This is a genomic window from Kangiella taiwanensis, from assembly GCF_020005165.1.
Taxonomy (GTDB): domain Bacteria; phylum Pseudomonadota; class Gammaproteobacteria; order Enterobacterales; family Kangiellaceae; genus Kangiella; species Kangiella taiwanensis.
Genome location: NZ_JAHCLT010000001.1, coordinates 166,066 through 181,972 on the forward strand (window position 1 = coordinate 166,066; position 15,907 = coordinate 181,972).

Annotated in this window: 11 protein-coding genes; 4 read left to right on the forward strand and 7 right to left on the reverse strand. The window is 44.6% G+C overall.

The features are described 5' to 3' along the window. Positions 1 to 15 precede the first annotated feature (15 nt). The 6 genes from KFK88_RS00820 to pilG are packed head-to-tail and all read right to left on the reverse strand — an operon-like array spanning position 16 to position 11,511. Entirely contained in the window at positions 16 to 6,783 is a 6,768-nt protein-coding gene (locus tag KFK88_RS00820) for an Hpt domain-containing protein (RefSeq protein ID WP_223576758.1), read from the reverse strand. Between the two features lie 19 nt (positions 6,784 to 6,802). Continuing rightward, the gene (locus tag KFK88_RS00825) at positions 6,803 to 7,678 is read right to left on the reverse strand and encodes a CheR family methyltransferase (RefSeq protein ID WP_223576759.1); all 876 of its coding nucleotides are present in this window, start codon (positions 7,676 to 7,678) and stop codon (positions 6,803 to 6,805) included. Between the two features lie 14 nt (positions 7,679 to 7,692). Next, positions 7,693 to 10,110, reverse strand: a complete 2,418-nt coding sequence (locus KFK88_RS00830) for a methyl-accepting chemotaxis protein (protein ID WP_223576760.1) — start codon at positions 10,108 to 10,110, stop codon at positions 7,693 to 7,695. Between the two features lie 42 nt (positions 10,111 to 10,152). Continuing rightward, positions 10,153 to 10,701: a chemotaxis protein CheW gene (locus KFK88_RS00835; RefSeq protein ID WP_223576761.1), complete on the reverse strand. Its 549-nt coding sequence runs from the start codon at positions 10,699 to 10,701 to the stop codon at positions 10,153 to 10,155. Between the two features lie 6 nt (positions 10,702 to 10,707). Beyond that, positions 10,708 to 11,073, reverse strand: a complete 366-nt coding sequence (locus KFK88_RS00840) for a response regulator transcription factor (RefSeq protein WP_046562043.1) — start codon at positions 11,071 to 11,073, stop codon at positions 10,708 to 10,710. A 36-nt stretch (positions 11,074 to 11,109) separates the two neighbouring features. After that, entirely contained in the window at positions 11,110 to 11,511 is a 402-nt protein-coding gene (gene pilG / locus KFK88_RS00845; protein ID WP_223576762.1) for a twitching motility response regulator PilG, read from the reverse strand. Positions 11,512 to 11,751: 240 nt separating this feature from the next. On the opposite strand from pilG, the gene gshB reads away from it, so the two are divergent. The 4 genes from gshB (at position 11,752) to ruvX (ending at position 14,700) form a co-directional block, all read left to right on the forward strand. Continuing rightward, entirely contained in the window at positions 11,752 to 12,708 is a 957-nt protein-coding gene (gshB, locus tag KFK88_RS00850; RefSeq protein ID WP_223576763.1) for a glutathione synthase, read from the forward strand. Between the two features lie 27 nt (positions 12,709 to 12,735). Then, positions 12,736 to 13,638, forward strand: a complete 903-nt coding sequence (locus KFK88_RS00855) for an energy transducer TonB (protein WP_223576764.1) — start codon at positions 12,736 to 12,738, stop codon at positions 13,636 to 13,638. A gap of 80 nt (positions 13,639 to 13,718) precedes the next feature. After that, positions 13,719 to 14,252: a YqgE/AlgH family protein gene (locus KFK88_RS00860; RefSeq protein ID WP_223576765.1), complete on the forward strand. Its 534-nt coding sequence runs from the start codon at positions 13,719 to 13,721 to the stop codon at positions 14,250 to 14,252. Further along, positions 14,245 to 14,700 carry a Holliday junction resolvase RuvX gene (gene ruvX / locus KFK88_RS00865; RefSeq protein ID WP_223576766.1) on the forward strand — a complete coding sequence of 152 codons (456 nt, stop codon included), beginning with the start codon at positions 14,245 to 14,247 and terminating at the stop codon, positions 14,698 to 14,700. Before KFK88_RS00860 ends, ruvX begins: the two co-directional genes overlap by 8 nt. A 54-nt stretch (positions 14,701 to 14,754) precedes the next feature. Here ruvX and KFK88_RS00870 read toward each other — a convergent pair whose 3' ends face one another. Next, the gene (locus tag KFK88_RS00870; RefSeq protein ID WP_449768880.1) at positions 14,755 to 15,900 is read right to left on the reverse strand and encodes a PilT/PilU family type 4a pilus ATPase; all 1,146 of its coding nucleotides are present in this window, start codon (positions 15,898 to 15,900) and stop codon (positions 14,755 to 14,757) included. Positions 15,901 to 15,907: the final 7 nt, after the last annotated feature.

Below are 15,907 nucleotides of genomic sequence, written 5' to 3' on the forward strand. Positions count from 1 at the left end.
GGCGTCCCTTCTGAACTAGTCTTCTAGTTCCAGCATTTCCTCAATTGTCGAAAGCAGCTTTTCTTCATTATACGGCTTACCCAAGTATTGGTTCACACCAATTTCCTGAGCACGCTCACGGTGTTTTTCACCTGTGCGTGACGTAATCATGATGATAGGAATATGTTTCAAACGGTCATCATGTCGAATAATAGTTGCTAGCTCGAAACCATCCATGCGAGGCATCTCAATATCCAGCAACATCACATCTGGGATATCATCGTGCAACTGTGTAATCGCATCGACACCATCTTTTGCTGTCATCACTTGATACTGGTGACGTTGCAATAGACGTGCTGTTACTTTACGTACTGTAATCGAGTCATCCACAACCATAACTGTTGGGATGCGGTCTTCTTGAATCACTTCTTCTACCAGACCTGCTTCGTGAGCAAAATCCCACTCATGGAAGCGGTCAACTAGAGTCTGCATATCAAGGATTAATACGACCGTACCGTCACCAGTAATCGACGCTCCAGAAATGCCAGGAACAGTCGAAATCTGACGACCAACGTTCTTAACGATAATCTCACGAGAACCCAGTAACTCATCTACATGCACAGCAATAGGCTTACCTTCACCATGAATAATAAGTACAGGCACATAGTCATCAACTGGTGGAACGATTTCAGAGTTACGCTCTAAGATTTGGCCCAAGTAGCGCAGCTCAAACTCTTCACCTAAGTGCTCAAATGTGTCTTTCTTACTCTGATAAATCTCTAGAAGCTCATCAGCCTTAACTCGCGCTACTGTTGTGATATTCGACAATGGAATCGCATAAGGCTCACCTTTCACTTTTACCATCAAGGCTTGGTTAGAGGATAGAGTGAACGGTAGGCGCACGGTTAAAGTCGTACCCTGACCGTCTTCTGAGTTCACGTTTAATGAACCACCCAACTGTAGAATCTCACTATGGACCACGTCCATACCGACACCACGACCTGAAATCTGTGTCACTTTGTCAGCGGTAGAGAAACCAGGCTGTAAAATCAAACGATACAATTCACGATCAGAAGGCTGGTAAGATTCATCGATCATCCCTTGCGCCACAGCACGTGCTTTAACTTTATCTTTGCGGATACCTGCGCCATCGTCTTGGATTTCGATATAAACTTCATTACCACGACGGCTTAGGTTCAATTTCACCTGCCCTTTGGCAGGCTTACCGGCACGTTTGCGCTCTTCTTTGCTTTCAATACCGTGGTCAATTGCGTTTCGCAACATATGGTCAAGCGGTGCAACCATACGCTCAATTACCGTACGGTCCATCTCACCTTCAGAGGTAAGAATCAAATCGACATCTTTATTAAGCTCGCTCGAAATTTGGCGAACCATTCGACGTAATCGGCTTTCAATACTGTTGAACGGAACCATTCGAGTTCGAATCAAACGATCCTGTAACTCGGTATTGACTCGGCCCTGCGCTAAAAGCGTCGCTTCCGCATCACCAACTTTCGTTTCAAGTGTTTCTTGAATCGACAATAAGTCACTCGCGGCTTCTAGTAAGCTTCGTGTTAATTCCTGCTGACGTGTATATCGGTCCATTTCCAGTGGGTCGAAGTCATCAAATTCACCTGAAATTTCTCGACGATATAAGACTTGCGCTTCCGTTTCGATTTCTAAGTTACGCAACTGATCTCTCAAACGATCAACAGTCGATGACATCTCACCTAAGTTGAAATTAAGGTCAGCAACTTGCTGCTCTAGGCGTGAGCGGAAAATCGAACTCTCACCTGACAAATTCACTAGGTTATCTAGGATTTCTGAGCGAACACGAATAACATCGCGGCTTGCAGCATCTTTAGCGGCTTCTTCTTTTTCTTTTTGACGATCAAGTAATGATACTACATTTACATCGGCCTGCTCATCAGACTCTGCAAGATCTCGTTTGTCTAAGCGATCAAGTTGCGCTCTAATCGCATCATGATCGTTCGATAGACGACGCTCAAAATCATACGGGGTGGCTGGCATTCGGCCATCTTTCACAGCCTCAACCATATCACTTAACTGCTCATGGCCTGTCTTCAATAGTTCAGCCCAACGCTGATCCCCTGCACGAGCATCACGTTGTAAGAGCTCAACGCAGTCTTCTAAAGAGTCTGCAATGTTAGCAATCGGCTTGATGAGAGCCAGCTTAGCCCCACCTTTCAGAGTATGTAGACTTCGGTGAGCCTCTCGTAGCGGTTCTGTTTTGGAGAAGTTGCTCGACCAATTTTCGACCGCAGTATAAAGACCGCTGAGTAACTCTGGTGCTTCTCCGAGGAACAAGTCAACTAGCTCTTGCTCCCAAATTTCATCTTCTTGTTTTTGCTCAGTTTGTTCTGGTTCTGCTACTTCTGCTGGCTCAGTTTTTGAAGCTTCCTCAACAGGTTCTTCAGGGGCCTCAACGGCACTTTCTGTCTCAACCGTAGCAGTGCCACCCGATTTTTCAATCTCAATAAAGCGATCAATTTCAGCAAGCATATCCTGAGGAGAAGGTATACTCTCAGGAGTATTCCTAGCAGCAAAAATCTGCATCAGCTTATCTTCAGCTTTGGTCGCTAACTGAATCGCTTGAGGCGAAGCGGTAATTCGCTTCTCCATAATCGCAGTGTAAAGATCTTCCAAGCCATGAGCTAAGTCGCCAATCGGGGTAAAGCCTGCCATACGAGCACTACCTTTCAAGGTGTGCAAGTTACGCTGAAGCTCACCAATTGGTGAAATATCAGAAGGTCTATCTTTCCACTGCTCTAGAAGCTGAGCATCATTGTCAAACAACTCTTCAGCTTCTTCGGTAAAGATTTCTAGTAACTCGTCGTCCATCTCAAAATCAAGACTCACCGTATCAGCCGTTTGTTTAGCGGCAGTTTGCTCTAGTTCTTCTTCGGGCTCTTCCTGTGGCTCAATCTCTTCGACATCTGCTTCATCTTCTTGCTCTACCGGCTCTTCGAGCTCTGAAACATCATCTTCTGTTGTGTCAATTTCAGCGTCCGCAACCTCATCATCCGAATTATCGCCATCAGTACTTAGTTCTTCTTCGCTTGCCAACTGCTCAGTATCTTCAGTAACAGTCTCTTCTGATAGGCTTGTTTCTTCAGTCTCGTCGACTTCAATAGCCTCGTCTTCCAACGACACATCTGTAAGTTCAATTTCTGGTGTTTCTTCTTGAGCTTCCTCTACTGCAGAAGTTTCTTCAGTTACTGGCTTATCCGCAGCATCCTCGACATCAATCCCTGCTAAATCAAGCTCCCAATCTAGGTCGTGAAGCTCATCTGTAGAATCTACTGTATCTTCTTCAACTTCTGATGCAGTATCATCAGACCAATCAACGAGTCCAAGCCCATCAAGCTCGGTTTCGAGATCTTGTGAACTATCTTCATCATCTTTAGAGTCAGTTGTTTCCGCGTCATCAGCCTCAACTTTATCAATATCATCCGACTCAGATTCTCCGAATATAGCGTCATCAAGTAACTCTAAACCAGAGTCAGTATCTTCCACTTCTTCATCTTTTGACTCTTCCGCACTCTCTAGCTCCACCGACTCATTTGTTTCTTCCGTCGCTTCAGAAGCGTCATCTGCATCCAGATCATCCAGCTCTAAATCTAGGAAATCAAATTCTGATTCTTCTGAAGTAACCTCTGGAGTCCAAGTGTCTAAGGCTTGTACTAAATCTTTAGCTGCCGGAATTGATAAATTTGCGGCTAGGCAATCAAACTGACTTTCTAGTTGTGTGTAGCTTTCAGATAGTAACACCCCCAGTGATGTATCAATTTCTGGGGCTGCCATATTGCGCTGTAAAGCACCACTCAAACTATCAACTACAGTTTGAATTTCATCAATGTCTAACTCCATTAAAATCCCTGAAAGTCGATCAACGGAGGCTAAAATATTAGCAACCGTATCAGAACGCTCTTCTTTCGGTGTTTCATGTAAGTTAGTTGCGTCAATATCAGCGAGTACATCCGCTGCAATATTAAATACATCCTTGAGAAGCTCTGGGTCACGGCCTTCATCGGAAGCATCCTCACGACTATCAAATCGGCTTCTTGCCTTCGCAAGCTGTTCAAGTAAAGCAGCTTCATGAGCTTCAATTACAGAATCATCTTCTGGTGCATCTATAATGTGCTGCAGCAATTCTTTGGTGTGTGCGACCAAAGCCATGTCTTCCTTTTCAGCCATAATTCCACGCGCATTAAGCTCTTGGAAATAGCTTTCTACAGGATCAATGACGTTTGCTAACGACTTAAGGTCTGCAATATGCGCCACGCCTTTTAAAGTATGAAGCGAGCGCAATAAGTTATCGTTGATATGGCTTTGTGTAATTCCTTGATCAAGCTGTCTTGCAAAGGCATCAAGGTTGGCAATGTGATCGTCAGCTTCTTGCTTAAAGACTTCAAACAACTCTTGCTCAGGTGTTTGTTCATCAGCTTCGATGTCTTCACTGGCGACAGTTTCCTCAACATCCTTCTCAGCGGGTTCTTCTTGCTCTTGCTCAACAGGCTCACTAGCTTCACTTGTATCAACCAGCTCACCTTTACTAATCTTGTCGGCTTTATCCGCTAACTCTTGTGGGTATGCAGATGTTGTCCCTTCAGCAAAATCTTTCACCATGCCAGGTAAAATATTAGCCACAGACTCAACCGTGTCCATCAACTGTGTACTGTAATCAATGCTATTGTCGATTAATCGGTTAAGCATATTCTCTACAGACCAACTCAACTCACCAATGTCAGTCGCACCAACCATCCTTCCGCTACCTTTCAGGGTATGGAAGTTTCGGCGAATTGTCGTCAACGCATCTTCGTTAGTCTGATCGTTTTTCCACACAGGCAATAAGCTGTGCATCTCTTCTAGTACTTCATCAGCCTCTTCGATGAAGATCTCACGAACTTCATCGTCGATTAAATCATCATCGTCGTCGACTTCAGAAGTTGTTACTGTTTTTTCAGTGTCGTCTGTTGCTGCATCGCCTGAGCCATAATTATCATCAATCAAGTCTTCTTCAGGCTCTTTGGTGCCGACCATTTCAATGTCCGGCATATCCAACGAATCTTCCAGCACTGGCAGTGAGTCTGACTCTAAACTTCCATAATGATTTTCTAGCTCTTCAATACTATCCACAGCGCGCTGCAAGACAATAGGCAATCCGTGTAAACCGGAAGACATTAACCCTTCAAGGTAATAATCTACGGAACTCAAGGCATCCGCCAGAGTTTCTACTTCGCGATCACTTAATACAACTTTCTCACTAATCAAGTACTTGCTAATAAAGCGGTTGGTTTTTTGCACCACTTCTAACAAGCTATCTAGCTGAGCAAAGCTAAGCGCTCCCTCAACGTCAGATAACAACTCAGGTACACGCTCCAAACGTCGAATGTTGTGACTTTCGTCAAGATAGTCAGTAATCGAATCTTTCACTTTATACAGGTTGCCTCGGCTTTCCTGTACCAGCTGATAACGCGCATTGACTAATTGCAGCGAATCATCAATATCAGAACCCTTGGTTTCACGGGCAAGCTGATGGCTATCCATCGATTGGGCACGCTGGATATAATCTTCAAGTTTAAGCACCGTCTCTGCGATCGAAACTAAACCTTGATGACGATCGGTTTGGGTACCGTCGACTAAGTCAGAAACCGCTTTCATCTTTTGCTCGACGATTTCGCGCGACTCATTTAAGCCTAACATTGCTAGCGTATCGGAAATTTTCCGCATAACAGGCAACATTTCTTCAAGTGGTTCATCGTCTTGGGACTTTGTACGAATGTACAGATCCAGTGACTCTTTAATTTCTGATAAGTCTTGGCTGATAACGCCTAGCGCAATTCGCAAACTTTCCGCACCTGGCGCTTGTAGCTGCTCAGTTTCTGCCTCAAAGTCACCAAGCGATTCTAGCAACTGATTGAGTTTAAAGCGTGATTGTACTTCTCTTACCGCTTCATCCTCGCTGTCCAGCTGTGCTATATAAAACAGCATGTTAGCCAGAAGTTTTCTTTCACCTTCTTGATTAACGTTCTGCTCAATTAATTCACGAATCCTACGGTCTAGCTGACCAAATAATCCTTTGATTGAGTTTTTCTGTTCACCCAGTAGAGGCTCTACATGACTTAAGAATACAGTTGCTACCCACCATAAGGTGTTATAAGGGACTCTCTCTCCAAGCCCCCAAAGCTTACCTGTCACAACTTCCATTTGTTTTAAATTGGTAGCCGTATCAACTTCACGCATCACGCCCAACAATGACTGTTGGAACTTCATGCGCATAGTTTTAACTTCTGCAACAATATCCCCACCAAGCTTAGTTGCTTCAGGGGCTTGAGGAGCTTCCACGCCCTCAACATCAATTTTAATTAAGTCACCAGCGCCTAAAGGCTCTGATTTTCGACAAGTTCTGATTGCGTTTATTGTCGGAAGTAACAAAACGGGTAGATCAGCCTTTCCTTCGCTATATCGGGCAAGATAACCACGAAGTCGCATGACAGCCGAGAGAAACTCTTCATAGGCAGCTTCATTCGATTCGACATTTCCTTCGCCGATGGCTTCTGCTAGCGCTTCCATTTCCTGGGCTAGTAACGAGGCTCCTGCAAACTCCAGTATCTGCATCGTTCCACTAATCTGATGCATGCAGTTTGCACAAAAATGAAGTTGAGTCTTATCTGACTCGTCATCAGCAAATGCATTGATTGCTTGCTGAGCTTGTTCCAAAGTCGTTTCAACTTCTTCTTTAACCCAGTTAAAAGCTACTTTTGTTTGATTATCTTTCATGCCTACACCGTTTTTGTAGCTATAATTGTCGCTGAAATGCCAAACAATTCTTTTCGTCGATTCGAACCAATTCCGAATGTTGCCAGTTGATTATTTCGCCCAACCCCAATACCAGAACACCCCCCGGTATCAGTCTTTCGACCAACTCATTTAAAATCTCGATTCGGTCTTCGGGTCTGAAGTAAATCAGCACATTCTGGCAATAGATAACGTCGTAATTTCTTTTTGGTGCTTTCGTTAGCTGATTTAAATTACTCTGCAAATAAAGCACTCTATTACGCAGTTTTTCTTTTATACGCCAATGGTTCGAGTCGTGACGGTTAAAATAACGCTCACGAATCTCTGGAGCAATCATATGGATTTTTCGCTCTCCATAAATTGCTTTTCTTGCGGCAGTTAAGGCTGGATAACTGATATCAACGCCTGTGATGCCGTAAAAGAACCGTAAGCCTTTTTCATTTAAGCTTCCTAAGGCTAACTCTTCCAATGCTATGGCTAAACTGTAAGGCTCTTCGCCTGTCGAACATCCAACACTCCAAATTTGAATATTACAATCGCTATTAGCATTTGCTGATTGTATTATTTTTTGTTGGCAAACATGTTGAACTAAGTCGAAGGATTCCTTATGCCGAAAAAAACTGGTTTCATGTATGGTTAACGCATCAATTAGCTGAAACCATTCAAGAGAAGCCCAGTTTTTATCCTGTAGCTTTTGGTAATACTCTTCATAATCAGACAAATCTAGCGCACGAATTCTTCTTAACAAACTGGTTTTTAAGAACAGTGCGCGATTTGTCGGGATCCAAATTCCTGAATACTGTCTGATCAAAGTCTGCCAGCGCTTAAAGCTGCCAGACTTCATCTCAGGAACATGAGTGAGTGAGTTCTGCCTCAAGTGAGTCTACCTTATTATGTACGAGGTTTTTCACCGTCAGTAGAATCATCCTCTTTCTCATCAAGACCGTCCAAAGTCTCATCAATTTCTTTTAAGAAGTCTTCTTCGTCATCATTGAAGTCTTTTAGCTCATCTTCGCTAAAGATGTCATCTATGTCATCACTGTCTGTGTCGGATAGATCTTTTAATTCTTCATCAGTGTCGAAGTCATCATTAGATTCTTCGCCTTGCTCTAAGAAGTCTTCTAATGACGTATCGTCACTATCTTCAATAGACTCTTCACCAGTAGCAGCAAGATCTTCAGCGTCATCAGTAGAATCAAACTCTTCACCAAACTCTTCAAAGCCTGAGTCGTCACCACTGAAGATATCATCGTTAGTTGAGTCCAGTTTGAAACCAGCTACCGAACGACGCAACTCATCAGACAACAAGGTCAACTGACCAATCGACTTGGCAGTTTCTTGAGTACCTTCAGATGTCTGAGTCGTAATCTCCTGAATAACCGTCATCGTATTCGATACGTGACCAGCTGACGCTGCCTGTTGTCTCGCAGCATTCGAAATTGACTGAATCAAGTCCGCCAGGTTGGTTGATACTGACTCAATTTCTTCCAGTGCAACACCCGCATCTTGCGCTAGGCGAGCACCACGAACAACCTCTGAGGTTGTATCTTCCATCGAGATTACCGCTTCGTTGGTATCCGTCTGAATCGTTTTAACCAGTGCTTCAATCTGCTTAGTCGCGTTACCAGAACGTTCCGCCAGTCGCTGTACCTCATCCGCAACAACCGCGAAACCACGACCGGCTTCACCTGCCGCCGATGCCTGAATCGCCGCGTTCAATGCCAGAATGTTCGTTTGGTCAGCAATATCGTTAATCAAGGATACGATGTTACCAATCTCTTGTGACGACTCACCTAGACGTTTAATACGTTTCGATGTTTCTTGAATCTGCTCACGAATCGTGTCCATGCCTCGAATGGTGTTACGTACAACTTCACCACCTTTCTTAGCGATTTCCACCGATTTTTCCGCAACCTGAGAAGACTCAGAAGCGTTTGCAGATACCTGCTCAATCGATACCGCCATTTCGTTAATCGCCGCAGAAGCACCTGTAATTTCTTGCGCTTGCTGACGCGATGCATCAGCTAGTGCTGTCGAGGTTTGCTGCGTTTCTTCGGCAGATTTCGATACTTGGTCTACCGCTTCGTTAATCGCACTTACCACACCACGGAGTTGGTCAATGGTTAAGTTGAAGGAGTCAGCAATCGCACCCGTGAAGTCCTCGGTTACTGTTGCTTTTACCGTCAAGTCACCATCTGCCAGACTGTCAATCTCATCAAGCAGTCGAATAATCGCTTCCTGGTTCTGTGCGTTTTCTTCTTTTTCGCGCTCTGCAGCAATTTCTGACTCTTGCAGACGTTTCTTCTCAGCTTTACGTTGCGACAAGTACATCGCAATCAATAACAGAATAATTAAACCGAACAACGCCGCAGAAATGTATACGCTACCAAACTCAGTAAAACTGGTTGATAAGCCTGCAAACGCTTCTTCTACAGCACTTGTCGTTGCAAGTAGTGCTTGTGCGTTTGCAAATACGTTATCTGACGAGTTCTGTACCTCGAAAAGTTTCGGTGTACTAAATACAATGTAATCTACTTTTTCATTAACGCTCTGATAGTCATCAACGATAGATTCTAACGCCGCACGGGCTTCTGAGTTAGTGACTCGACGAATTTCTAGTAGCTCATCGCCGTTCAACTGACCTTCAAGGTATACACCGAAGGTTCCCACGTCTTGCCCAAAGTCCTCAGCAGCGATTTCAGCTTCTTCACCGCCACGCAGTACTTTCTGCATGCCTGATGAGATACGCTCCGCCAACCACTTTTGGCGAGTCGCTTGGTGAACCTCTTCTGCATTCGCTCGGTTATCCAGCAGAATATCGATCACACTATCGTATTTACGTTGCATCGTAGGAATCTGCTCAGAAAGCTCATCAGCCGCGGTGAACATGCGGTTAACAACTTCACGGTTAGCTAGAATCGTTTGAGTCTGAGGTTGAACTTTATTCCAGTTTTCTTCGAGAGCAGCGAGTTCATTGTTTAAGATATTGGCTGGTGCTGGCGGTAAGTTACTTACCGTTTCACCATCGATCAGATCACGCAGGTTACCCCCAAACTGCCTCGCCGCAGCCTCCAGATCGCCGAAGGCACTTTGCGTACCCTGTGCGGCCTCTGAGGCGTTGGTCGCGATCTGCTGCGACAATACCTTCATATCCGATGCTAACTCGATACGCTTACTTTGGTTCTGACCTTGTAAAAAGCCATAACCAGCGTTCGCCGCTAGCGCAATCAAAATTACGACCAAAAGAAACGCATAGATACCGATACCAGAACGGCCTGCTTTTTTCCTGTTTTTTGTGGTCTCACTCATAGGTTGCTCCCGAGACTTCTTGACTTCATATTGTTGTAAAAATTAAACGGCGACTTGATGGAATTCAGGGCTTTCGAATAGCTCTTTTATACCAAAGATACGCCATAACTCTCCTTCCCGCTCAAAAGCACCAATAATGTAAGGCGCTAATACAGCGTCAGCGGTCAAACCTTTTTCAACCTGCTCATCTTCATCAAAATGATGCAGGCCACGAATTTCATCTACAACGAGTCCTAAGTAAGATCCATCTTGGTCAATAACTAAAACACGTTGTTTAAGGATGCTTCGTGAGCTTGAACGCCCGAGATATTCTTGTAAATCAACTAACGAAAGTAAGACACCGCGAAGATTCGCGACGCCTTTATGCCAAGACTTGGTGCCTGGCACTTTCGTTGTTTGTGGAACGGGAATCAGTTCGACAATTTCATCAATAGGTACGATGTAATTGATTCCGTTCAGGCTAAAACCAATCCCACTCCAAAAGGCTTCGCCTCGAACATCACGCTGAGGCAATGAGTCCTTATGATCCTGTCCACGTTGACGAATATCGTCGAGTAGTTGGACAACACTGCTCATGTGTGTTTCAGGCATAAGTGATTATGATCCCAATACGTTATTAATCGATTCGACTAAGGCCGACTCATCCACTGGTTTAGTAATATAATCATTGGCTCCTTGGCGCATTCCCCATACGCGGTCAGTCGCTTGCGACTTAGTGGAGACAATGATGATTGGAATGGCTGAAGTGCTAGAATCTTTCTTCAGCTGACGAGTCGCTTGGAAGCCATTAAGGCCTGGCATTACGACGTCCATCAAAATTAAATCTGGTGTATTTGCTTTCGCTGATGCGATACCAGACTCACCATCTGGGGCTGTAATTACCTGATGACCATTCTTCTCTAGAATTTTGGTCAGACTGTGCGCTTCTGCTGGAGAATCGTCAACTATCAGTACACGCGCCATTTTTTCTACCTCTCTTTAATAACAATACACGATCAACTAAACGGCGGTTGCAGCATTACCGTCGAGTTGCGTGGAAATAGCATTTAATAATTCGTCACGGCTGAAAGGTTTAGTTAAATAATTATCCGAACCTACAACTCGGCCTTTCGCCTTATCGAACACCCCATCTTTACTGGAAAGCATTATTATTGGGGTTTTCTTGAAAGCTTGGTTACTCTTGACCAAGGCGCAGGTTTGATACCCATCGAGCCTTGGCATCATTATATCAATAAAAATGATATCTGGCTTGTAATCTGCAATTTTTGAGAGGGCATCATAACCATCAACCCCTGTCATTACGTCACAGCCTTGCTTCTTTAAAAGTGTCTCCGCGGTGCGTCGGATGGTTTTACTATCGTCCACCACCATCACTTTCAATCCATTAAATAAATCACTCATCTACTGGTTACCTATGAATAGTGAAAATCCACTATTTAATAATAAGTTAGCGACCTTTCTTCAACTGTTTTTTAACTTTATAGCTACCTTTTACCACAAAAGTAGTAAAGTCGCAAAGTAGATCACAAATCCAGACTAAAGCGCTTGCCATTTGCTTGCAAGCTTTTTCTCTGAATATTATGTATTTAGCTTATGACAATATCATGGTAATTTAATACAAAATAACGAATATTTATCGATATGCCTCATTCCGTGCTTGTGGTGATGGATCCCATCGTCTCCATCAAAACCAAAAAAGACACCACTTTTGCATTAATGTTAGAAGCCCAGCGTCGTGACTGGCACGTTCACTATTGCCAACCGCAAGATCTTTATCTAGCCAAGGGCAAAGTCTTTGCTTCGTGTCAGCGTGTGGCGCTTGAGGATAACCCAAAAGATTGGTTCCGCTACCTTGATGCTGAACCAGTCGAAGTCGATTGTGGCGACTTTTCAGCTATTTTGATGCGCAAAGACCCGCCGTTCAATATGAACTATATCTACAGCACCTACTTGCTTGAGCTGGCTCAGAAACAAGGCGCTTTGGTCGTCAATGATCCTGCAAGCCTACGCGACTGCAACGAAAAACTGTTTACCGCGTGGTTCCCTGAACATACGCCGAGAACGTTAGTCAGTGCTAACTCAGAAAAACTCAAAGCTTTTGCTAAAGAGATTGGTGATGTCATCCTGAAACCTCTCGACGGCATGGGCGGGGCCTCCATCTTTAGAGCAAAAGCTGATGACCCTAATTTGTCCGTTATTATCGAAACTCTGACCGAACATGGGCAAAACTTAGCCATGGCGCAACAGTTTATCCCTGAGATTACTGCGGGCGATAAGCGCGTGTTGATCGTCAATGGTGAAGTCATTCCTTATACTTTGGCACGCATTCCTTCCAAAGGTGAAACTCGGGGTAATTTAGCTGCTGGCGGCAGTGGCGTTCCTATGCCTATCACCGATGAGGAAAAAACCATTGCCGAAGCTATTGCGCCTGAACTCGTTAAACGTGGCTTGTTATTTGTCGGACTGGATGTCATTGGCCGTTATGTGACAGAAATTAACGTTACTAGCCCAACTTGTATGCGAGAATTAGAAAACGAATATCATATTAATATTGGCGAGAAACTGTTTATCGCATTAGAACAACAACTCGCGGTATAACTTAAGGCTTAGCGATAACATTACTCCATGAATCAAGTTGCAACTCAACCTCAGACGCGTTCTAAAGACGCCGTGACATTAAAAGTATCCCCGATCAAGTCTGGGGATCGCTTAAAGTTCACCTTATTCATGGCGGTTTGTTTCCACCTAATCGTCCTACTCGGTATTCGTTTCACCCTACCAGAAACTAAGCCGAGCCAAATCCCTTTGTCGCTTGACGTCACTTTAGCCCAACGCGAAAGTCTCAAAGCACCTGAAGAAGCTGATTTTATTGGCCAGAAAAACCAGGAAGGCGCTGGTGATGCTACTGAAGCGAACCGCCCAACCACGCAACTGGAGCACTTCAAGAACACCGAAGGCGAGACAACTACACCATCGCTTGAAGTTTTACCAAAGCCCACTCAAAAGCAGCAGAAGTTAGACTTTGTGGCAAGCATCAATGCTGACTGGAGCGCTTCCACCAGCGACGATGCAGAAAAATCACTGACCGATCTGGATCTACCGACGATTGTCAGCCCTCCTCCAGAGGATTTGAAAAAACGCAACCTTGAGCAAGATGCAACAGACAAACTTCAAACTCGCGGGACGCGCACCCGTCAAATTTCTGCAGCGATTAAACAGTCGCCAGCTGATGCGGCTTATTTAGAAACTTGGCGTCGTAAGATCGAACAAGTAGGTAATCTTCACTACCCTGAACAAGCCAATCGCTTGGGGATTTATGGCAATCTAAAGCTTAAGGTCGCCATTAACAAAACAGGAGAGCTGGTTAGCGTAGAAATCCTAGAGTCCTCAGGTAAAGACGTTTTGGATCAGGCGGCCTTGCAAATTGTTCGGCTGTCAGCACCTTTTGAACCACTACCCGACTCCATTCGTGAGACTACGGATATCTTAGAAATCGTCCGTCTCTGGAATTTCGAGAAAAAGCCCTAATATCGATAACAAGACTAAGACACTCACTGTAAAACTGATATAATTTGATCATGGAATCTATTCATTCTTTGGCCGATCACATGTTGATCGCAATGCCTTCACTCGAAGACTCATTCTTCTCTCGAAGCGTGACCTACATCTGTGAACATTCGGAAGAAGGTGCGCTAGGTATTATGTTGAGCCTACCGCTTGAAGCGACCTATCATGAGTTATTCGATCATCTAAAAATCTCCAGCACTAACCAAGAAGTGTTAGATAATGCGTTACTTGCGGGAGGCCCAGTCGATAAGGAGCGAGGCTTTATTCTTCATAGCCCTCTCGGCAACTGGGATTCAAGCATGACCATCAGCGATGACATCGCTTTATCCACGTCTGAGGATATTTTAGCCGCCATTGCGAATCGAGAAGGTCCCGAAGAGGCTGTGATTGCTCTCGGTTACTCAGGATGGGACAAAGGCCAACTTGAGCAAGAGATTAAAGAAAACTCGTGGCTTATCGCGCCAGCCAATAAAGACATTATTTTCCACACAGCACCACAGCACCGTTGGCAGAAAGCAACCAAGCTACTGGGCATTGACTGGACGCAGCTAACTGAACAAAGTGGCCATGCCTGATTACCCGAAAGAGAAGAAGACCTTAGTACGTTACCTTGGCTTCGATTTCGGGGAAAAGCGAATTGGCGTTGCGACAGGTCAACAAACACTCGGTACAACCCAAGCATTGTGTGTTCTCAAGGCGGAAAATAACCAGCCCAACTGGCAGTCTGTCGAGGCGCTAATCAAAGAATGGCAAGTCGATGCCTTTGTGGTCGGTTTGCCTTTAAACATGGACGGAACAGAGCAACCGGTGACCTTAATGGCAAAGAAGTTTGCGAAACGACTTCACGGCCGTTTTGGCTTACCGACCTTTACTCACGACGAACGTTTGAGCACTGCTGAAGTGCGTGAATACCTGTTCGAGATGGGTGGTTATAAAAAGATTAAAGACTCGGATTTCGACGCTTACGCCGCTGAGCTCATCCTTAAAAGCTATTTCGAATCCGGTGCCTCAGCACAAGGTTAAAAGCAAAAAAGCCCAGCGGATGCTGAGCTTTTTGACGTCTAAACCAAGCAATGCTTAGAACATGTTGTTTGATCGATCATCATCCATCTCAACCTGTAAGCCTTCGGTTCCATCAGTTAATGAATCCGCGTCTTTTTCGTGCAACTTGATACGTAAACGCAAGTCGTTCGCTGAATCAGCATGTACCAGTGCATCGTCATAAGTGATTTCACCTTGAACATAAAGCTCGAATAGTGCTTGGTCAAAGGTTTGCATGCCAAGCTCTGTCGAGCGAGCCATCAGTTCTTTAATCAAGTGAACTTCGCCTTTACGAATATGATCTGAAATCAATGGTGAGTTAATCATAATTTCAATCGCCGCTCGACGCCCTTTGCCATCAACTGTTGGCACCAGCTGCTGTGCAATCACAGCACGTAGGTTCATCGATAAGTCCATTAATACGCGTGTGTGTTCTTCTTTCGGGAAGAAGTGCAAAATGCGGTCTAGCGCTTGGTTCGCATTATTGGCGTGCAAAGTACATAAACACAAGTGACCTGTTTCAGCGAAAGTGATCGCCTGCGACATGGTTTCCTGAGAACGAACCTCACCAATCAGAATCACATCGGGCGCTTGACGGAGTGTATTTTTCAAAGCAACTTCAAATGATTCTGTATCAATGCCTACTTCACGCTGGGTAATGATACATTTATCATGGCGGTGCACATACTCAATCGGGTCCTCAATACTAATAATGTGACCATATGAGTTACGGTTTCGATAGCCAATCATCGCTGCTAGCGAGGTTGACTTACCAGTACCCGTTGCACCAACAAAAATAATGATGCCGCGTTTTTTCATCACGAGGTCATTCAAAATACTTGGAATTCTGAGTTCATCCGTCGTTGGGATTTTGGTTTCAATACGACGAACAACTAAACCTGGTTGGTTGCGCTGATAGAAAGCACTAGCACGGAAACGGCCCACATTTTCAACGCTGATTGCGTACTGACACTCTTTCTTTTCTTCAAACTCTTGCTTTTGGCGCTCATCCATAGACGAATGAATCAGCTCTTCGACCTGTGCTGGCGTCAACATGGTTTTGGTCACCGGACGAATTTTGCCGTGCATTTTGATACACGGAGGACGGTGAACGGTAATGAACAAGTCTGAGCCTTTATTTTCCATCAAAGCTTTTAATAATGGAGTAATATCCATAGCCATAGGATCG